The sequence below is a fragment of the Collinsella sp. CLA-ER-H8 genome, assembly GCF_040092335.1.
GTDB lineage: Bacteria > Actinomycetota > Coriobacteriia > Coriobacteriales > Coriobacteriaceae > Collinsella.
On sequence record NZ_JBBNLU010000011.1, the window covers coordinates 14,942 to 35,100 of the forward strand.

Sequence of the window (20,159 nt, forward strand, 5' to 3'; positions counted from 1 at the left end):
TTCTCGCATTCTTTCTGAGGTTGCATTGATGCAATATGCAGACAACATATTGCCACATCAGGGCGTTTGGCGCGGCAGTTTTGGCGATTTAGGACAACGGGCGTGCGTTTGATGGAGTGTGCCTAAATCAGCCTAAAATGCTCGAGCGCCGCAACGACACCGTCATGATCGACGGTGTCGGTCACGTAATCGGCCTTATCCTTGAGATAGTCCGGTGCGTTGCCCATCGCAATGCCGACATCGACGGCGTTCATCAGCGAGACGTCATTGCTGGCGTCGCCAATGCCGTATACGGTTCCGTGGTGGGGGTCGAGGGCGTCGAGTACAGACTGGATGCCCCCGCGCTTCGTGCATTCGCGGGGCGAGATTTCGGTTACCTCGAGTTCGAGCTCATTAAAGCACAGCAGCGGCTCAAGTGCCTTATCTTGAGCGATGTGGTTGGCGAGCGATGTAGACATCAAGATCTTGTAGACACTGTAATGTTGCAGCTGCGTGACTGCGTCGCCCAGGGTGCGCGCGTATCCGGGAGCATCGGGCGCATCGGCACTCATGCGCACGACGCCGTTGAGGCCCTCAAAGCGGATGACCTCGCCCGATTGCTCAAGGTAGGGGGCAAGACGCTGCAGCATACTGGGCGTCATCGACAGATCGCGAATTGCGTGTCCGTTGATCTCGGCGTAACCGCCCGCAAGACAGACGATGCCGGTCCAGGGCAGCTCAAGAAGTTTGGGGTGGATGCAGCTCAGGGTGCGTCCCGTGCAGATAAAGGCCATGTTGCCGTTGGCGACAAACTCGCGGATTGCCTGCGAAACCGCCTCGTTGGGATAGGGGGAGAGGTCCCGCTCGTCTTCGGGAAGGTCTTGGGCGAGCCTGGGGTCTTGCCAGGCGAGCGTTCCGTCGATATCGAAGAAGCAAATAGCGCCGCGCTTATGGGCTGCGCTGGCGGCAGGGGAGGCCGAGGTGGTGGGCACAAATTCCGGCTCGAGGCCCATGATCTGGTCAAAATGCTCTTTAACGCGGGGAACGGAGATGCCGATGACCACCTGGGCGGTCTTGCCCGTAATGATGAGGCCCTTGGCGCCCACCGCGACAAACGACGCGTTATCTGCAACGATGGAAGGGTCTGCGACCTCGACGCGCAGGCGCGTGGCGCAGTTGGTTGCGCCCACGATATTGCCAACGCCACCTAAAAGCTGAATTACCCGCTCAGCGAGGACGTGATCTTGATCGGATCGACTATCGACCTCGTCATTGGGGGATTGCTCTTTGGCAAAGTCGCTTCCCGTTAAACAATCGATTGCCGCGCGATTGGCAACATGATCCTCGCGGCCCGGTGTCTTAAGGTCATAGACCAAGATGAGTGCTCGAAAACTAACAAAAAAGATGAGGCTAAAGGCAAGGCCGATACCGAGCGCCAAAAGATAGGCACCGGCATGCGTGCGCATGAGCGGAATAAAGTTGAAGGCTGCCATCTCCATCAGGCCGCCCGAGAAGATGCCGACGATGCCAAAGAGATTCATGGTTGTGGCAAGGCAAGACGATAAGACGGCGTAGAGCAAAAAGAGCCCGGGGTGGGTGAACATAAAGAGAAACTCGAGTGGCTCGGTAACGCCGCAAACCACCGAGGCGATGATGGCGGGAGCAAGGATGACCCTGAGGCCGGCACGGCGCTCGGGTTTTGCGGTGGAGTAGAACGCAGCTGCGATGGCAGGAAGGCCAAAGAGCTTGACCCAGCCGGTGGCGGTAAAACCGGCCCACGGCGCAAGTTCATTAAGGGGGCGCGTGCTATGGGAGAGGATGGGGAGCAAACTGCTCCACGTGGCGTAGATGCCGTCGTTAATGACCAGGTTGTCGTAGTAGATCGGCATGTAGAGCAGGTGGTGCAGGCCAAAGGGCTCGAGTGCTCGTTCTAAAAAGACAAAGATGCCCACGCCAAAAGGACCGACGCCTGCAAGCGCGTGACGCAGCGTATCGGTTACATCGTATGCGTAGGGCACGATGGCGGCCGAGATAGCAGCAAGGGCAAACACGGCAAAAAAGCTGATGAGGTAGACCAGCGAGGAGCCCGAGAAGGTGCCGAGCCAATCGGGAACCTTGGCATCGTAGAAGCGGTCATGGATGGCGACGACGGTTGCCGATACCGCCAGCGGGCCGATAATGCCGGTGTCGAGCGTCTTGATGCCGTCGATGATGGTGATACCGCTGGCGGAGGTCAAAGACGACGGGTACTTAAGTCCAAGATTGTCTCCGCTCAGCTTAATGATCTCGCTCAAAAAGAAGCAGTAGGCAAAATAGGCGACGAGAGCCTCGAGGCAGCAACGAGCCGGTTGTTTTTGGGCAAGACCGATGGGCAGCGCTACGGCAAAAAGGAGCGGGAGGCGTTTAAAGACCGTCCACGAGCCGCGCTGGATGATGGTCCAAAAAGCGTACCAAGGGGTTCCGTATACGGCGAGATCGCCGACGATGTCCGCAGTCGTTGCGAGAGCGGAGACGCCGACCATGAGGCCTGATATAGAAAACAGCATGGCTGGCGCGAACATTGCCCCGCCAAAGCGTTGGATTTTTTGCAGCATGTTCTGCCTTCCGAATATCGAGGCGCGTTGCGCGTGGGGAAACGTTTAAACAATGGATTCATTGTAGAGGACCAGACGATTGTCGTACCGGCAGTTTTGAGCGAAACCGATTTGGGCATGACAGAAACCGTCAACGGTTAAATCCTGTCGCTTTACCGATATTCGGTTTAAACAACTTTAAGAAATGCTATCGTGCCTAGCCGGAAATGAATAATGTAGAGGTGAAACAATGCCAAAAGCGATATACGAAGGAATCTACCGAGAAATACGCTCGCGCATCATTAATGGGACCTATGCGTTTCAGGAGATGCTGCCAACCGAAGCCGAGCTGACCGCGGAGTTCGGATGCACTCGCAATACCGTCCGTCGCGCCTTGGGTATGCTGGCCGACGGGATGTTTGTGCAGCCCATACACGGCAAGGGCGTGCGCGTTATTTGGCTTAAGGGCGAAACCGACATGTTGGGCGCACTCGAAGAGGTTGAGTCGTTTGGCGAGTTTGCAAAGCGCAACAATGCCGTTGCATCGACGGACGTTAAGTCTTTCGAACATCTGGTTTGCACCGAGCAACTCTCTCGTCACCTGGGCTTTAAGGTGGGCGAGGAGTTGATTCGCGTAGTGCGTGTCCGAAGCCTCAACGGCAACGCGCGCCAAGTGGACCATGGCTATTTTTTGGCGTCGATCGCCAAGGGCCTGACTCCCGAGATCGCGGCAGATTCTATTTACGGCTATCTGGAGCACAAGCGCGGTGTCAAAGTGATGGCGAGCCGTCGTACGGTGAGTGTCGAGCTCGCCAACGATGAGGACTGCAGCTATCTTGACCTCGGCAAATACAACTGCGTTGCCGTCATGGAGAGTCAGTCGTACACCTCGGATGGCATCTTGTTTGAGGTGACGCACACTCGCACACACCCCGAGATCTTCCATTACCGTGTCAATTCCAAGCGATAGCCGGCTAGCTCGCAGCCTGACGAGACTCATGGCCTCAAAGAGAAAACGCCCGGTCAAACCGACGGTACATCGGCTTGACCGGGCGTTTTCTCTGCATTCGATAACAAATAATTGTTTATACAAAACTTGTCAAGTATCAAGTTGAAATTACCGTTCACCGAAGGTTTTCTACCGCTCTAGTAATACTTGTTCAAACAACTAGCCAAATAGCGTATCGTTCAAATCAGCAAAAGGGGCAAAGTCCCCGAGCCAATCTCCGAAGGCGGCGGCAAAGGGTGCCGCCACGGTGTGAAAGGGTGGATTGTAATGAAGAACGAAATGAGCAGAAGGCAGTTCCTGGGCTTTGCTGGTTCCGCGGCTGCAGTTCTTGGTCTGGGCCTCGTGGGTTGCGGTGGTTCTGCCGGCTCCGGCTCCTCTGCTTCTGGTGACGCTGCCGAGGTCTACTTCCTCCAATTCAAGCCCGAGGTCGACAAGGAGTGGAAGGAGATCGCCAAGGCCTATAAGAAGGAGAAGGGCGTCGAGGTCAAGATCGTGACCGCCGCTTCCAACACCTACGAGGAGAAGCTTAAGTCCGAGATGTCCAAGAGCTCCGCTCCGACCCTGTTCCAGGTCAACGGCCCCACCGGTCTTAAGAACTGGAAGGATTACTGCGCCGACCTGTCCGATACCAAGCTCCGCGGTGAGCTCATTGACGACTCCCTGGCTCTGCAGTCCGACGGCAAGGATGTGTGCATCGACTGGGTCCAGGAGAGCTTCGGCATCATCTACAACAAGCAGCTGCTCGAGAAGGCTGGCTACAAGGCCGAGGACATCAACTCCTTCGACAAGCTGAAGGCTTGTGCCGATGACATCCAGGCCCGCAAGGACGAGCTTGGTGTCGAGGGTGCCTTCACTTCCGCCGGCATGGACGACTCCTCCAGCTGGCGCTACACCACCCACCTTGCCAACATGCCGCTCTACTACGAGTTTGAGAAGGAGCACAACCAGGAGGACGACGAGATCAAGGGTGAGTTCCTCGACAACTACAAGCAGATCTTCGACCTGTACATCACCGACTCCACCTGCGATCCTTCGCAGCTTGCTTCCAAGACCGGCGACGACGCCACCAACGAGTTCGCAACCGGCAAGGCCGTCTTCTACCAGAACGGCTCTTGGGCCTACTCTGACCTCGTCAAGGCCGGCATGACCGACGATCAGATTGGCATGATGCCGATCTACATCGGTGTTGACGGCGAGGAGAACCAGGGCCTGTGCTCCGGCGGCGAGAACTACTGGTGCGTCAGTTCCCAGGCTTCCGAGGATGCCCAGAAGGCCACCGAGGACTTCATGTATTGGTGCGTCACCGCTGACACCCCGACCAGCATCATCGCCGACAAGATGGGTCTGACCGCTCCGTTCAAGAGCGCCAAGGAGACCACCAACGTCTTCTCGCAGCAGGCCGTTGCCATGGCCAAGGACGGCAAGAAGACCGTCGCTTGGGACTTCGTCTACATTCCCTCCGAGGAGTGGAAGAAGAACCTCAAGCAGGCTCTGATTGCCTACGCTGCCGATAACAGCAAGTGGGACGGCGTCAAGAACGCCTTCGTCGATGGCTGGAAGACCGAGAAGGCCGCTTCCGAGTAAGCAGTTGCTGCCCAAGCTATCTGATTAGCGACAGGGGGCGGGCAGACGTTGGTTTGCCCGCCCCCTGCATATTGAAAGGACCCTTTTATGGGCAAAGCACTCAAGCGCTGGTGGCCGCTCTTTATGCTGCCCACGTGCCTGGCGTTTATGATCGGGTTCGTGATCCCTTTTATCCAGGGCTTCTATCTCTCGTTCTGCCAGTTTATTATCATTAGTAACGCGCACTTTGTCGGTATCGAGAACTACGTGCGCGCGCTGTCCGATCCGCAGTTCTCCACGTCGTTCTTCTTTACCGTGGCGTTTGCCTTCCTGTCGACGGTGCTCATCAACGTGATCGCCCTGGCCATTGCGCAGGCGCTCACCCGCAAGGCGCTCAAAGGCACCAACATCTTCCGTACGATCTTCTTTATGCCTAACCTGATCGGCGGCATCGTGCTGGGCTACATTTGGCAGATTCTGATCAACTGCCTGCTCTCCAACGTGGGCGCCCAGCTCATCGCTCTTAACTCTGCTGCTGGCTTCTGGGGCCTTATCATCCTGACCCTGTGGCAGCAGGTCGGCTACATGATGATCATCTACATCGCTGGTCTGCAGTCCATTCCGTCCGACTACATCGAGGCCGCCAAGGTCGACGGCGCTACGGCATGGCAGACGTTTTGGAAGGTTAAGATCCCTAACCTGATGCCGACCATCACCATCTGCCTGTTCCTGTCCATCACCAACGGCTTTAAGCTGTTCGACCAGAACCTCGCCCTTACCGGCGGCGCCCCCGCGCACTCCACCGAGATGCTCGCCCTGAACATCTACAACACGTTCTATTCGCGTGCCGGTATCGCATGGCAGGGCATTGGTCAGGCCAAGGCGGTTATCTTCTGCATCCTGGTCGTGGCCATCTCCATGATCCAGCTTAAGGCCACGAGGTCCAAGGAGGTGCAGCAGTAATGAAACGCGATAAGGTTATCAACCGCGCGCTCTCGATTTTCTTTACGATCCTGTCGCTCGCGTGGATCTACCCCGTGTTCATGATTGCGCTTAATTCTTTTAAGAAAGCGACCGCAATCAGCACCACCACGGCATTCGATCTGCTCACGCCCGAGACGTTCAACGGCCTCGCAAACTACATGCACGCCCTTAACGAGCAGGGCTTTGCCTCGGCATTTATGTACTCGCTCATCATCACGGTCACGTCGGTCGTGCTGATCTTGGTGTGCTGCTCCATGTGCGCTTGGTACGTGGTTCGTGTCAACAACAAGATCTCGAACTTCTTCTATTACCTGTTCGTGTTCTCGATGGTCGTGCCGTTCCAGATGCTCATGTTCACGCTGTCCAATTTGGCGGACCGCATCGGCTTCAACACGCCGTTCAACATCTGCTTTATCTACCTCGGCTTTGGCGCGGGCCTGGCGGTCTTTATGTTCGCCGGTTTTGTAAAGAACATCCCGCTCGAGATCGAGGAGGCGGCCATGATTGATGGCTGCAACCCGGTCCAGGTGTTCTTTAAGATCGTCCTTCCCATCATGAAGCCCACCTATCTTTCGGTCGGCATCCTCGAGACCATGTGGGTCTGGAACGACTATCTGCTGCCCTACCTTACGCTCGACTCCACCAAGTACAAGACCATTCCTATCTTGATCCAGTACTTCCGCGGCGGCTACGGCCACGTCGAGCTCGGCCCCATGATGGCCTGCATCATGATGGTCGTTATCCCCATCGTTATCATGTACATCCTCTGTCAGAAGTACATCATCGACGGCGTGGTGGCAGGTGCCGTCAAGGGCTGATGCCGTAACTGTTTTGCAAGTTTCTGCGGCGCCCCTCAGCGCGGCGCCGCATATCGAAAGGTAGAGACATGGCCGAGATCGTTCTCAAACATGTTCAGAAGGTGTATCCCAACAACGAGTCAAAAAAGAAGGGCTTCTTTGGCAAAAAGAAGAAGACCGAGGAGAAGAAGCACAACCTCAAGGTTACCGAGGACGGTGTGCTCGCTGTAGAGGACTTCAACCTCACCGTTCACGACCAGGAGTTCGTCGTCCTCGTTGGCCCCTCTGGCTGCGGTAAGTCCACGACGATGCGCATGGTCGCCGGCCTGGAGGACATTACCTCGGGCGATGTGCTCATCGACGGCAAGCGTGTCAACGACGTGGCGCCCAAGGACCGCGACATCGCCATGGTGTTCCAGAGCTACGCTCTGTACCCCAATATGACGGTGTACGAGAACATGGCATTTACGCTCGAGCTCAAGAAGGTTCCCAAGGACGAGATCGACCGCAAGGTTCGCTCTGCTGCCGAGATTCTGGGCATTACCGAGTACCTCGACCGTAAGCCCAAGGCGCTCTCCGGCGGCCAGCGCCAGCGTGTCGCTATCGGCCGCGCCATCGTGCGTGACCCCAAGGTCTTCCTGATGGACGAGCCGCTGTCCAACCTGGACGCCAAGCTTCGTAACCAGATGCGTGCCGAGCTCATTAAGCTGCGCCACGAGATCAAGGGCACGTTCATTTATGTTACTCACGACCAGACCGAGGCTATGACCCTCGGTGACCGTATCGTGGTCATGAAGGACGGCGTTGTCCAGCAGATCGCCACGCCGCAGGAGGTCTTCAACCATCCCGCGAACATCTTCGTTGCCGGCTTCATCGGCGTGCCGCAGATGAACTTCTTCGATGCCCAGCTGGTGCGCTCGGGCAACGGCTTTACCGTCAAGACCGAGGATATGAACGTGGCGCTCGCTCCCGAGACTTGCGCTCAGCTTGCCCTCAACTGGGACGGCGGCGACGTGAAGGAGATTACGGCCGGCGTGCGTCCCGAGCAGATCCTGCTTGCCGACAAGGGCGAGGAGGGCGCGCTCCAGGGTACCGTCGAGGTGACCGAGCTCATGGGCTCGACCGAGCATGTCCACGTGACCGCTCCCGACGGCCAGTTTGTCCTGATTATCCCCGTCGTCGACCTCGAGGCCAAGGGCGCGCTCAAGGCTGGCGACACCATCTGGTTCAAGTTCGAGAAGAACGCGACCCACCTCTTCGATAAGGTCTCTGGCAAGAACCTTATCTAGGCCCGGTGCATCCAGGCCCTCCCTTTGGGCGACTGCGGTATTGCCATCCTTTTGCCGCGGTCACATATAAGGCTCCCCTCCCGTCCGCTGGGCGAGAGGGGGAGCCTTTCTTTGTGTTGGGGCTGTCTGACCGGTCGTTTGTCTCGATCTGTAACGGGTGAGGCTGATTTCGGACGTTAGATGTTACAGATCGAGACGGTTCCGCTGAGCTAACCATTTCATCTAAATCTGTAACACCAAAGGTGAATTTCAGCTGCTAGATGTTACAGATCGAGATAAACCCAAGGGGAGGGGCCGGTATGTCTCAATCTGTAACAGCTGGGACCGTTTTTACCGAGTAGTTGTTACAGATCGAGATTGTTTGGCCGAGTTGGGTCGCAGGGTAACGTGCGGGCACAAAAAACGGAGCCGTGTTGCCACGACTCCGTTTCTCAAGAGGATGGGTAAGGGAAGCGAAATTAGCTCAGGTGCCAAATCTCGTCGTTGTACTGGGAGATCGTGCGGTCAGACGAGAAGGTGCCGGCGTTGGCGATATTGATGAGCGTCTTGCGCATCCAGGCGTCCTGGTCCTCGTAGTCGGCCAACACGCGCTCCTTGGTCTGGATGTACTCCTCGATGTCGAGCAGGGCCATAAACCAGTCCTTGCCCTTAATGTCATCGTGCAGGCGCTGCAGGCGCTCGACGTTGCCGGTCGCCATAAAGGCCGGGTTGGTGATGAAGTCCACCAGCAGTTTAATGCCGGGCTTGCGGTAGAGCACACCGGCGTCATAGGTGCCGTCGGCATAGAGCTGCTCGACCTGTTTGGACGAGGCACCAAAGGTATAGATATTCTCGTCGCCCACGAGCTCGGCAATCTCCACGTTGGCGCCGTCGAGCGTGCACAGGGTTAGGGCGCCGTTGAGCATGAACTTCATGTTGGAGGTGCCGCTCGCCTCCTTGGAGGCCAGGCTGATCTGCTCGGAGATATCAGCGGCGGGGATCACGCGCTCGGCGGCGGTGACGTTGTAGTTCTCGATCATGACGACCTGCAGGTAGGGAGCCACGTCGGGGTCGTTTGCAATCCACTGCGACAGCGTCAAGATCAGATGGATGATGTCCTGCGCGATAGTGTAGGCAGGCGCCGCCTTGCCGCCAAAGATGATGGTGACGGGGTGCTTAGGTCTGTTGCCGTTCTTGATATCGAGGTACTTCCAGATGATGTAGAGCGCGAGCATCTGCTGACGCTTGTACTCGTGGATGCGCTTGACCTGGACGTCGATGATGGCGTTGGAGGGAATGGTCACGCCCTGCTCGAGCGCCATGAACTGGCGCATGATGGCCTTGGCTTCGACCTTGGTGGCGGCCAGGCGCTCAAGAACGTCCTTGTCGTCGGCGAACTTGGCGAGTTTGCTCAGATCGCCGGTGCTGCGCCAGTCGGTGCCGATCACATCGTCGAGCAGGCTGGCGAGCGCGGGGTTGGCCCCATGGATCCAGCGGCGGAAGGTGATGCCGTTGGTCTTGTTGGAGAACTTCTTGGGATAGATCTCGTAGAACGGATGAAGCTCGGTGTCCTCCAGGATCTTGGTGTGGAGGGCGGCTACGCCGTTGATGGAGAAGCCAAAGTGGATGTCCATGTGGGCCATGTGGACGGTGTCGTGCTCGTCGATGATGGCGACGCGCGGGTCATCGTGCTCGGCCTTCGCGATCTCATCGAGCTTGACGATAATGTCGGCGATGGCAGGGGAGACCTTCTGCAGGCTGGCGAGCGGCCACTTCTCGAGCGCCTCGGCAAGAATCGTGTGGTTAGTGTAGGCGACCATGGAGCGTACGATGGTCACGGCCTCGTCAAACTCGATGTCATGCTCGGTGGTGAGCAAGCGAATGAGCTCGGGGATGACCATGGTGGGGTGCGTGTCGTTAATTTGGACCACGGCGTAGTCGGCCAGATCGTGCAGGTTGCTGCCGCGCTCGACGGCCTCGTCGATCAGGAGCTGGGCGGCGTTGCTCACCATGAAGTACTCCTGATAGATGCGAAGTAGGCGGCCCTGCTCGTCGGAATCGTCGGGGTAGAGGAACAAGGTGAGGTTCTTGGCGATCTCGGTCTTGTCGAAGTCGATGGAGCTGCCGGGGACCAGGCCGTCGTCGACGCTTGCCAGGTCGAACAGGCGCAGGCGGTTCTTGGTGGGCTGGCCGTAACCGGGCACATCGATGTTGACGAGCTTGGAAGTAACGGCAAAATCGCCGAACTCGACGGTGTAGGAGCGGTCATCGTCGACTAGGATGTCCTGCTCACCGAGCCACTCGTCGGGGACGGCCTTCTGCTGGTTGTCGACAAAGCGCTGACGGAACAGACCGTAGTGATAGTTGAGGCCCACGCCATCGCCGGTCAAGCCCAGCGTGGCGATGGAATCCAGGAAGCATGCGGCCAAGCGGCCCAGGCCGCCGTTGCCGAGTGACGGCTCGACCTCGAATTCCTCGATCTTGTTGAGGTCGTGACCTGCGGCGGTGAGCTGGTCCTTAACCTCGTCGTAGATGCCGAGGTCGATCATGTTGTTGATGAGCAGCTTGCCGATCAAAAATTCGGCGGAAATGTAATAGAGCTTTTTCTTGCCGTTGTTGAGCGGGCAGGCGGCGGAGCGCTCCTGCACGAGTTTGACCAGCAGCTTGTAAATGCGACGGTCGTCGAGCTGCTCGAGCGAGGTGCCAAAAGACTGCTCGGCGAGTTCCATGAGGTTAATTTGGGGCATGTTTTCTCCTGTGATGGGTTGTTTCATGTCTGCAATTCATAAGAAGCCCGCGCGAGGGGATTGGGGTGGCCTCGCGCGGGAAAAGCAAGCGCGTCCGCACGGTGGGGAGGGGTCGGGCGCGGTAGCTCCTATTGAGGAAGCTCGATTTCGGCTTCCGACGGGATGCGGAAGTAGGTCTCGGTCCAGTCGGTGAGTTTGTGCTCGAGCTCGCGGGTGATGGCGCCGTCGAGCATGCGCCAGGTCCAGTTGCCGCCCAGCGTGGCAGGGGTGTTGATGCGCGCCTCGTTGCCCAAGTTGAGCAGGTCCTGCATGGTGTAGATGCACGTGTCGCTCACGCTGGCGGCGATGGTGCGGTTGAGTGCATCTGCCATGGGTTCGCCGGCCTGCTGATGGGTGTACAGGGCTGCCTGCTCGCGCTGACGGGGGGTGGCCGTTCCCTCAAACCAACCGCGCGCCGTCTCGTTGTCGTGGGTGCCCACATAGGCGACGGTGTTGGCGATGTAGTTATGCGGCAGGTAGTACGAGTTGGTGCCCTCAAAGGCAAACTGCAGGATCTTCATGCCGGGGAAGCCCGAGTTGTCGCGCATGTCGATGACGCCGGGGGTGAGGAAGCCCAGGTCCTCGGCGATGATGGGCAGCGTGCCGAGCTTTTCCTCGAGCGTCTTGAAGAACTTGAGGCCGGGACCCTGCGTCCACGAACCGTAGGACGAATCGGGCGAGGAGAACGGCACCTCCCAATAGGCCTCGAAGCCGCGGAAGTGATCCAGGCGGATGACGTCGTACATGTCGAGGGCGGCGCGAATGCGGCCCTCCCACCAGGAGAAGCCGTCGGACTCCATGGCGTCCCAGTCGTAGATGGGGTTGCCCCAGTACTGGCCGGTGGCCGAGAACTGGTCGGGCGGCGTGCCGGCGACGCTCACGGGATTGCCGGCGGCGTCGATCTTAAAGAGCTCAGGCGTCGCCCACATCTCGACGGAGTCACGCGAGACATAGATGGGCAGGTCGCCGATGATGAGAATGTCGCGCTCGTTGGCATAGGCCTTGAGACGGCTCCACTGGCGATCGAAGAAGTACTGCGTCATCTGGTGGTAGAGCATACGCGCCGGATGGTCGGCGCAGACCTTGGCGGAAGCCTCGCCGCGGGTGCGGAGCTCCGCGGGCCACTCCCAAAACGCCTTGAGACCGCACTCCTCTTTGACGGTCATGAACTCACAGTAGGGGATGAGCCAGTCCTCGTTGGCCTGGATAAAGTCATCGAAATCGGCCGGCTTGTCGGCAGCAAAGCGCTCAGCGGCGCGGTCGAGAATCTGACGGCGGCCGCCAAAGATAGCACCGTAGTCGACATTGCTGGGGTCGGATCCCAGATACACGCCATCGATATCGCGCTGCTCCAGATACCCTGCCTCGATAAGCTCGGCAAAGTCGATAAAGTTGGGGTTGCCTGCGCGGGCCGAGAACGACTGATAGGGCGAATCGCCATAGCTGGTCGTCGTAAGGGGCAGAATCTGCCAGTAATGTTGTTTGCACGAGGCGAGAAAATCGACGAAGTCGTAGGCATTCCAGCCAAAGCCGCCGATTCCGTATGGTCCGGGCAGAGATGAGACGGGCATGAGGACGCCGCTTGCACGCTCCATGAATGCGCTCACCAACCTTCTTGTTGTGGGGTCGGCCTGCCGATGGGTGTGCAGTCCGCCTCCGATGTTCTGATTCGATACGCCTATTGTAAAACATGTTGTTTAAACATGTACAGGCAAGATAAAAAAGTTGGTCGATTTTCGGCGAATGGTTACATGCCATGAAAAAGCCCCGACCTCACAACGTGAGATCGGGGCAAGAGCGGTATGTAGGTTTTGCTACTCGGCGTCGGCGAAGCCGTTGGGGTTGTGGCTCTGCCAGTTCCAGCTATCGCGGCACATGTCCGCGATGTCGTACTGGGCCTTCCAGCCCATCATGCGCTCGGCCTTGGAGGCATCGCACCAGTTGGCAGCGATGTCGCCGGCGCGGCGCTCGCGGATCACGTAGGGCAGCTCCTTGCCACAAGCCTTGGAGAAGGCGGCGACGACCTCGAGTACCGAGGTGCCGGTGCCGGTGCCCAAGTTAAAGATCTCGACGCCGGTCTTGCCGTTCATCCAGTTAAGGGCGGCAACGTGACCAGAGGCCAGATCGCACACGTGGATGTAGTCGCGCACGCCGGTGCCGTCGGGGGTGGGGTAATCGTTGCCAAAGACCTGAACGGCCTCGAGCTTGCCCACGGCAACCTGGGCGACATAGGGCACCAGGTTGTTGGGGATGCCCTTGGGATCCTCGCCGATCAGGCCCGACGGATGGGCGCCGATGGGATTGAAATAACGGAGCAGCACGACGTCCCACTCGGGGTCGGCGGTGTGGACGTCCATAAGGATCTGCTCGATCATCCACTTGGTCCAACCATAGGGGTTGGTCGCGGGCTTCTTAGGATCCTCCTCGGTGACGGGCGGGTTGTCCGGGTCGCCGTAGACGGTCGAGGAGCTCGAGAAGATGATGGACTTGCAGCCATGGCTGCGCATGACGTCGATGAGCACCAGGGTGTTCTCGATGTTGTTGTGGTAGTACTCGACGGGCTTGCTCACCGACTCGCCGACGGCCTTAAAACCGGCGAAGTGGATGACGCGGTCGATCTGATGGGTATCGAAGATCTTGTTCATTGCATCGCGGTCGAGCACGTTGGCCTCGTAGAAGGTGAGGTTCTTGGCGGCCTCGTCGCCCACGATGGTCTTGACGCGGTCGACGGCGACGGCGCTGGAGTTGGAGAGATCATCGACGATGACGACCTGGTAGCCACCCTCGAGCAGCTGAACGACGGTGTGCGAGCCGATAAAGCCGGCGCCACCGGTAACGAGGACGCAGGTGTCTTTGGGGTCGAGTGCTTTGGACATGTAGTCTCCTATCGAATCAGGAACACTTCTTCAGGGGAGTATAGCGCAGGCAGGGACGCCCAAATCGTGCGCTGTAGGAAAAGCAGAGGATTGTGCTAACGTACTCATAGAAGAGCTTGCGTACGCATAACCTGATCTTTGACATTTGCTTACGAGCCGCCGACCTTGTAGTTTCCTGCCGTTCGTGGAAATCGTTGGGACGCGCCATATGTACGCTAATATGTATGAGTTGAGCGACATATAAATAAGCATGTAACGGAGTACATATGTCACCAAACAGCGATTCCATCCTTTCCCAGGAGCTCTCGCGCCGCACTGCCCTCAAGGCCCTGTTCGGCGCCGCTTCTGCGGCAGTTCTTTTTGGCCTGCCCACTCGCGCCCATGCGGCGGAGGCTTCCAAAGAAACCACCGATAAACTGAATGCCGCCCAGGCCCAGCTCGACGAGGTTCAGGCCCAGCTCGACAGCATCGCAAATGAGTATGCGGCGCTGGCCAACAAGAATGCCCAGACCCTCAACGACATCGAGAATGTCCAGGGCAAGATTGACGACACGCAGGCCCAGATCGATGAAAAGAAGGCCGAGCTCAAGAAGAAGCGCAACGACCTTTCCGATCGCGTGGCCGCCAGCTACAAGTCCGGCGGCACGAACATCCTGTCGCTGCTGCTGGCCTCTGGCTCGTTTGAGGAACTCGTCGCCAACGCGCATTACGTTGAGAAGATCAACAAGAGCGACCGCGACGCCATCGAGGACATTCAGACCATCCAGGAAGAGCTCGATGCGCAAAAGACCGAGCTCGAGTCGCAGAAGGCCGACTTAGAGAAGCTCAAGGACCAGCAGACTGCCCAGATGCAGGACATGCAGGCCAAGCAGCAAGAAGTCCAGACCGTGCTGAACGGTCTTTCCGACGACGTCAAGGAGCTCATGGCTCAGCGCGATTCCGAGATCCTCGCTGCCGCCCAGGCTGAGGAGGCCGCTAGGAAGGCTGCCGCTGCCGCGGCTGCCGCGAACAAGAACAATTCCTACTCGGGTGGTTCGAGCTCGGGTGGTGGATCGTACGCGCCCGGAACTCCGCAGCAGAATGCCGGCTCGGGCAAGCAGCAGGCTGTCGTCAACGCGTGCTACTCCACGCCTTCGCCGGGTCAGAACTGGTGCGCGGCGTGGGTCACCAATGTCTTCCGTAACGCCGGCGTTGGCTACTTTGGAGGCAATGCGTGCGACATGTTTAACGCCTGGTGCTATAGCTCCGACCGCTCGGCGCTGCAGGTGGGCATGATCGTGGCCGATTCCTCGCACAGCGGCACGGGTGCTCCGGGCCTTATCTACGGTCATGTGGGTATCTACGTTGGCGGCGGCATCGTTATGAGCAACGAGGGTGCCATTACATCGAAGTCGCTCGATTCGTTCATTAGCTTTTATGGTACTGGCTCTGGCGTGCGTTGGGGCTGGCTTGGCGGTATTGCGCTGTCGTAAAGCCGACTAGGCCGCGTGCCCGCCCGCAATATATTTGATTGCCTGCTCGGGCAGTCCTGCGCAAGACGAAGGCCACATTAAGTGGCCTTCTTTGCGTGCGGAACTCGCGATCAATCAAATATATTGCGGGCGGGCACGCGGCCCTCTCGGGTCCTGAGCGCGACACACCGGACTGGGTTATCTGAATAAATATGGTGAAGGCCCCTTTCGGGGCCTTCTTTTTTAGAGGAATTCGCCTACTCGGTGGACTTCGGGTTCTAGGTCTACGTTGAATTGGTCTTTGACGGTTGCCTGGATGTGGCGGATGAGTTCGTCGACGTCGGCGGCGGTGGCGTGGTCGGCGTTGACGATGAAGCCGCAGTGCTTCTCGCTCACCTGCGCGCCGCCAACGGCGTGTCCTCGCAGGCCGGCATCCATGATGAGTTTGCCGGCAAAGTAACCCTCGGGGCGCTTGAAAGTGGAGCCGGCGCTCGGCATGTCGAGCGGCTGCTTGTCCTCGCGGCGCTGGCGGTAGTCGTCCATGTCGGCCTTGATCATCGCGGCGTTGCCCGGGGCGAGATTGAAGGTGGCCGAAAGCACGATAAAGCCGTCATCGGCGATGCGGCTCTTTCGATAACCCAGGTTGAGCTCGTCGACATCGAACTCGATGATATTGCCGCTGCCGCGGGTGCCGTCGTCGAGCTGGCGAGCGGGTTTGTAGACGCGCACGGACTCCAGCACATCGGCCATGCAGGCACCGTAGGCACCGGCGTTCATGTAGCAGGCGCCGCCGACCGATCCGGGGATGCCCGAGATGGGCTCCATGCCGGTGAGACCGGCCTCGGCTGCCGCGGCTGCGACATCGGAAAGCAGCGCGCCGGCTGCCGCCGTGACGTGCGTGCCGTCGATCGTAATGTCGGAGAGGCCTTCGCCCAGCGCCACGACGACGCCGCGGATGCCCTTGTCGCCGACGAGTAGGTCGGAGCCGTTGCCCACGATGGTGAGGGGCAGATCGCAGCGATAGCAGGTATCGAGCGTGGCGACGAGGCCCTGCTCGGTATCGGGCGTGACAAAGACGTCGGCCGGGCCGCCGATCTTAAACGTGGTGTGCTCGCGCATGGGCTCGCTCATCAGTACGTTGTCCTCGCCGGCAACGCCAGCAAGCGCGCACAGCAGGTCCTCGTTAAAAAAGTCGTTCTCGTGCATACGAATATCCGCCTTTTGGTGGTCGTTGTCATCAATCGATTGCAATATACCCCACCCGGACGGATTTGGTGCGCTGGCGGCGATAAAACAGCCGTCTACCGGATTGGTAAAGTGTTTATCACCGAGGTAGAGGGGTAGTCGCTATACTTTCAAGAGATTGCGCGTAAACCCGGAAGGAGCGAGATGGCCAACAAAGTCACCCTCAAGCAGATCGCCCAGGAGGTGGGGCTTTCCCCCTCGTCGGTCTCGCTTGTGCTCAATAATCGGCCCTGTCGCATCTCGGAAGAAAACCGCAAGCTCATCAAAGAGGTCGCGGCGCGCAACCACTATGTTCCCAACCAGATCGCGCGCAGCCTGGTCATGCGCGAGTCGCGCACCCTGGGCCTTATCGTCCCTAACATCGAGAGCCGCTTTTTTGCCTCGCTCGCCGGTAGCCTGGAAAAGCGCTGCCGCGAGGACGGCTATGCGCTCTTCATTACCAGCTCGGGCGGAAGCGCCGATGACGATCTGGAGCTGCTGCGCCAGCTGGTGACGCGCGGCGTTGATGGCGTCTTCCTGGTCGTAGGCGACGAGTTCTCCGACGACCGCGCCCTGCGCGAAGAAGTCAGCCATCTGCCTATCCCTGCCGTGATGGTCGACCGTGCCATTGAGGGGCTCGAGTGCGACAAGGTGATGTTCGACCACGAGATGGGTGGCTACATGGCCACTCGCTATCTGATCGAGCAGGGCCACCGTTGCATTGCCTGCTTGGTTAACGCGCGCCGTTCCAATACGGGGCGTAAGCGACTTGCCGGCTATGAGCGCGCGCTGCGCGAGGTTGGCCTGCCTATCGACGCACGTTTGGAGTTTGAGAGCGAGTACTACATTCCGAGTGCCTATGAGGCCTCGGAGGCGGTGCTCGCAACTGATGCCACCGCTGTGTTCGCAAGTTCGGATAACATCGCCCTCGGTCTGCTCAAGCGCTTGCACGAGATGGGGAAGAGCATCCCGGGCGATATCTCGGTGGTGAGCTATGACAACTCGGCGGCCGACGTTCTCTTTGAGCCGGCGCTGACCGCGATTGAGCAGGATCCTGGTGTCCTTGCGGAGCATGCTTTTGGCTGCATGTCCAAGCGTCTTGCCGGTAGGGGCGGCAGGCGTGCCGAAGAGGTCGTCCTGGAGCCGGCGCTTATCGTTAAGGGCAGCGTGCTCGAGCTTACCGAATGTAGCTAAGCGTACTTGTTTGTTTGCATAGATTGCATGCGGAGTGTCCGCTATTTGCCGGCGGGGCCGGGGTGCCTGCCTTGTTTTGAAAAGTGGGCTCCGCGAACTTCTCAAAACAAGGCAGGCACCCCGGCCCTCGTCCGTAAACTCTTCCGCTGGGCGAGCCATAGACGCCGCGTACCGATACGGTAAAGTGGCGGCTTGAAATTGGTGCTATATTCAGCTTGAGTTGTTTAATGCTAGTACGGGAGGGTGATATGGGGCTGTTCAAGAAGAAAAACCCGCAGGATGCCTTTGATCCCGATGTGTTTACCATCACGGATACGATTTTGGACCCACCGCGGTTTACGTTTTTGCCGGCTATCTACCAGGATGCCACGCGCCGCAAGTGGGCCGTGCATCAGCGCGGCGGCGAGCCGAAGATTTTTGACTATGCGGATGTGCTGCAGTGCGAGATTGCCGAGACCGGAAATCCCGAGGATGTGCCGGAGCTCAGCAAACGCGAACTGGCTCAGCAGATTTTGATTAATCCAGCTCAGGCTACCAAAAACAACGCTGCCAAGCGTAATATGTGCCTTGGTATGGGTGTCATCGTTGCCGTGCAAACCGGCAAGGATGAGATTTCGAAGCTTGAGATTCCGGTGACCGCGGGCGAAGTCAAGCGAGACTCCGGCCTATATCGGTCGTATCGGAACGTTGCGGAGCAGATCAAAGAAGCCTTCGACGCCATGAGGCGTCCGGAGCAATGATTCCTGCAGCATCAAGCGGTTGAGGAGTCTTGCCCATGTCGAGTGAACCATATGCGATTCCGCCCAAAGATCGCGCCTTTGAGGGTATTCTTTGGTATATCAAACATTATGACCTGCAGAGCGGCGACCGGCTGCCCGCCGAGCGTGTGCTCTGTGAAGAGCTGGGCGTGTCGCGCACGGCGTTGCGTGCTGCGATCATGCGCCTTATTTCGTGCGGAACTTTGGAAAGCCGCCGCGGTTCGGGCACCTATGTGTGTCCTCCCAAACCGCTGAACATCTTTCAGGAAACATGGAACTATACGCAGGCGGTGGAGAGGGTTGGCTCAAAGTCGACCGCGCGCCTGGTTTGGTCCAAGGTCGTGTATGCCGATATCGATCTTGCCCAAAAAGCCCAGATCGACCTGGGCATGCCGCTCTTCTGCATTCGGCGCGTGCGTGTGGTCAACGGTTCCCCGGCATCGATCGAGACGGCTTACGTCAATCTGTCTTTGTGCCCCTCGCTTCCCGATCACGATTTTGAGCAGGAAAGCCTCTACGACGTTTTGCTCAAGGAGGGGAATGTCCATGTGACGCACGGCAAGGAGCATATTTCCATCAGCCGTCTGAACGCCGACGAGGCCAAGTTGCTGAATGCTCAGGAGGGCACGCCGGTGTTTTACAAGGCTTCGCACGAGCGCGACGAGACCGATGGCTTTGTCGAGTATTGTAAGTCCGTGATTCTGCCGACCAAGTATCGTTTTGCCGATAACGGCGAGGCAGACGGCGTTGCGACGAAGGTGGGTGTCGAATGGCTGATGCAGTAGAAGACTTGCCGGTTTACAAACAAATTCGCCGCTGCATTGCGGAGCGAATCGAGCGCGGCGACTACCCGACGGGCTCGATGATTCCGTCCGAAAACGAGCTGGCCGAGGAGTTTGGCACGACACGCCTGACAATCCGAAGCGCCATGGACGAGCTGGTCAAAAGTGGCCAGATTCGTCGCGTGCAGGGCAAAGGCGCCTTTGTGGGACATAAGTGGTTTGACGAGCACGAACGCAAGGGCGGCTTCCGCCAGTCGGTTCTGGCATCGGGCGCGACGCCGTCGGTGCGCATCCTGGCGCGCTCCAAACGCTACGCCGGCCCGTATTATGCCGACTTGTTTGGCATCGCTGAGGACGATCTGCTTTACTCGGTGCGCCGCCTCAACTGCATCGATGGTGAGCCCGTATCGATCGAGATGACACTGATTCCGTGCCTGCTGTTTCCGGGCATCGAAGGCGTGGACATTTCGGTCTTCAGCCTGTTCGAGACCTACGATATGTTGGGACGCAAGCCAGATCAGTCGGTAGAGAAACTCGATATCGAGGCGCTGGGCGCACGCGATGCGAGTTTGCTCAATCTTGAGCCGGGCGATCTGGCGCTCGTGCTGGAAGGCCTGACCTATGACTCGAGTGGGCAGGCAATCGAGCATGCCAATTCTTTTACCCGCGGCGACGCCGGCGGATATACCTACAACTATTAGCGTCTAGAGCGTCCCTGCGCACGGCGGGGGCGCTCGTTTTTACGGATATATGTCGCTTGACCGATGAGCGGCAAAAACTGACCGTCTACCGAGATGGGAGGACGAAATCAAAAAATCGGTATTAAAAACGGCTAACCTGTAATCGTTCACTGGTATTAAGAACCTTTGAATTGTTGAGCTTGGGGCCAAGATGTCCACAAGGTTAAGCGGTGCG

15 protein-coding genes are annotated in these 20,159 nt (G+C 58.3%); 10 read left to right on the forward strand and 5 right to left on the reverse strand.

Annotated elements, in window-relative coordinates; genetic code table 11:
* Nucleotides 1–122: 122 nt before the first annotated feature.
* On the reverse strand, nt 123–2,573 hold the full coding sequence (locus AAAX72_RS07480; RefSeq protein ID WP_349129804.1) for a PTS transporter subunit EIIC: 2,451 nt from the start codon (nt 2,571–2,573) through the stop codon (nt 123–125).
* Between the two features lie 229 nt (nt 2,574–2,802).
* Between AAAX72_RS07480 and AAAX72_RS07485 the strand changes: the two genes are divergently transcribed.
* From AAAX72_RS07485 to ugpC, 5 genes are all read left to right on the forward strand, one after another.
* Nucleotides 2,803–3,522, forward strand: coding sequence for a GntR family transcriptional regulator (locus tag AAAX72_RS07485; protein WP_035137765.1), 720 nt, complete (start codon nt 2,803–2,805; stop codon nt 3,520–3,522).
* Nucleotides 3,523–3,828: 306 nt separating this feature from the next.
* Nucleotides 3,829–5,145: an ABC transporter substrate-binding protein gene (locus AAAX72_RS07490; RefSeq protein ID WP_006235863.1), complete on the forward strand. Its 1,317-nt coding sequence runs from the start codon at nt 3,829–3,831 to the stop codon at nt 5,143–5,145.
* An 87-nt stretch (nt 5,146–5,232) separates the two neighbouring features.
* Nucleotides 5,233–6,087 (forward strand): sugar ABC transporter permease, encoded by an 855-nt coding sequence (locus AAAX72_RS07495; RefSeq protein WP_006235864.1) that lies wholly within the window; start codon nt 5,233–5,235, stop codon nt 6,085–6,087.
* Nucleotides 6,087–6,926: a carbohydrate ABC transporter permease gene (locus AAAX72_RS07500; protein ID WP_022095055.1), complete on the forward strand. Its 840-nt coding sequence runs from the start codon at nt 6,087–6,089 to the stop codon at nt 6,924–6,926. The genes AAAX72_RS07495 and AAAX72_RS07500 overlap by 1 nt, the downstream gene beginning before the upstream one ends.
* A gap of 68 nt (nt 6,927–6,994) precedes the next feature.
* Nucleotides 6,995–8,194 (forward strand): sn-glycerol-3-phosphate ABC transporter ATP-binding protein UgpC, encoded by a 1,200-nt coding sequence (ugpC, locus tag AAAX72_RS07505; RefSeq protein ID WP_035137764.1) that lies wholly within the window; start codon nt 6,995–6,997, stop codon nt 8,192–8,194.
* Between the two features lie 458 nt (nt 8,195–8,652).
* On the opposite strand, the gene glgP is transcribed toward ugpC, so the two are convergent.
* The 3 genes from glgP to galE all read right to left on the reverse strand — a co-directional run bounded on the left by glgP (nt 8,653) and on the right by galE (nt 13,835).
* The gene (gene glgP, locus AAAX72_RS07510; RefSeq protein WP_252200052.1) at nt 8,653–10,920 is read right to left on the reverse strand and encodes a glycogen/starch/alpha-glucan family phosphorylase; all 2,268 of its coding nucleotides are present in this window, start codon (nt 10,918–10,920) and stop codon (nt 8,653–8,655) included.
* 128 nt (nt 10,921–11,048) lie between these two features.
* Nucleotides 11,049–12,554: a 4-alpha-glucanotransferase gene (malQ, locus tag AAAX72_RS07515; RefSeq protein ID WP_270253519.1), complete on the reverse strand. Its 1,506-nt coding sequence runs from the start codon at nt 12,552–12,554 to the stop codon at nt 11,049–11,051.
* A gap of 219 nt (nt 12,555–12,773) precedes the next feature.
* Nucleotides 12,774–13,835 carry a UDP-glucose 4-epimerase GalE gene (gene galE, locus AAAX72_RS07520; RefSeq protein WP_271744562.1) on the reverse strand — a complete coding sequence of 354 codons (1,062 nt, stop codon included), beginning with the start codon at nt 13,833–13,835 and terminating at the stop codon, nt 12,774–12,776.
* 266 nt (nt 13,836–14,101) lie between these two features.
* Between galE and AAAX72_RS07525 the strand changes: the two genes are divergently transcribed.
* Nucleotides 14,102–15,307 carry a hypothetical protein gene (locus tag AAAX72_RS07525; RefSeq protein ID WP_349129805.1) on the forward strand — a complete coding sequence of 402 codons (1,206 nt, stop codon included), beginning with the start codon at nt 14,102–14,104 and terminating at the stop codon, nt 15,305–15,307.
* A 222-nt stretch (nt 15,308–15,529) separates the two neighbouring features.
* Here AAAX72_RS07525 and murB read toward each other — a convergent pair whose 3' ends face one another.
* A complete protein-coding gene (gene murB / locus AAAX72_RS07530) occupies nt 15,530–16,492 on the reverse strand; it encodes a UDP-N-acetylmuramate dehydrogenase (RefSeq protein ID WP_349088208.1) in 963 nt (320 codons plus the stop codon).
* Nucleotides 16,493–16,675: 183 nt separating this feature from the next.
* Between murB and AAAX72_RS07535 the strand changes: the two genes are divergently transcribed.
* The 4 genes from AAAX72_RS07535 (at nt 16,676) to AAAX72_RS07550 (ending at nt 19,945) form a co-directional block, all read left to right on the forward strand.
* Entirely contained in the window at nt 16,676–17,704 is a 1,029-nt protein-coding gene (locus AAAX72_RS07535) for a LacI family DNA-binding transcriptional regulator (protein ID WP_349129807.1), read from the forward strand.
* Nucleotides 17,705–17,952: 248 nt separating this feature from the next.
* Entirely contained in the window at nt 17,953–18,444 is a 492-nt protein-coding gene (locus tag AAAX72_RS07540; RefSeq protein ID WP_349110692.1) for a hypothetical protein, read from the forward strand.
* A gap of 35 nt (nt 18,445–18,479) precedes the next feature.
* A complete protein-coding gene (locus AAAX72_RS07545; protein WP_349129808.1) occupies nt 18,480–19,247 on the forward strand; it encodes a GntR family transcriptional regulator in 768 nt (255 codons plus the stop codon).
* Nucleotides 19,232–19,945: a GntR family transcriptional regulator gene (locus tag AAAX72_RS07550; RefSeq protein ID WP_349129809.1), complete on the forward strand. Its 714-nt coding sequence runs from the start codon at nt 19,232–19,234 to the stop codon at nt 19,943–19,945. Before AAAX72_RS07545 ends, AAAX72_RS07550 begins: the two co-directional genes overlap by 16 nt.
* Nucleotides 19,946–20,159 lie beyond the last annotated feature (214 nt).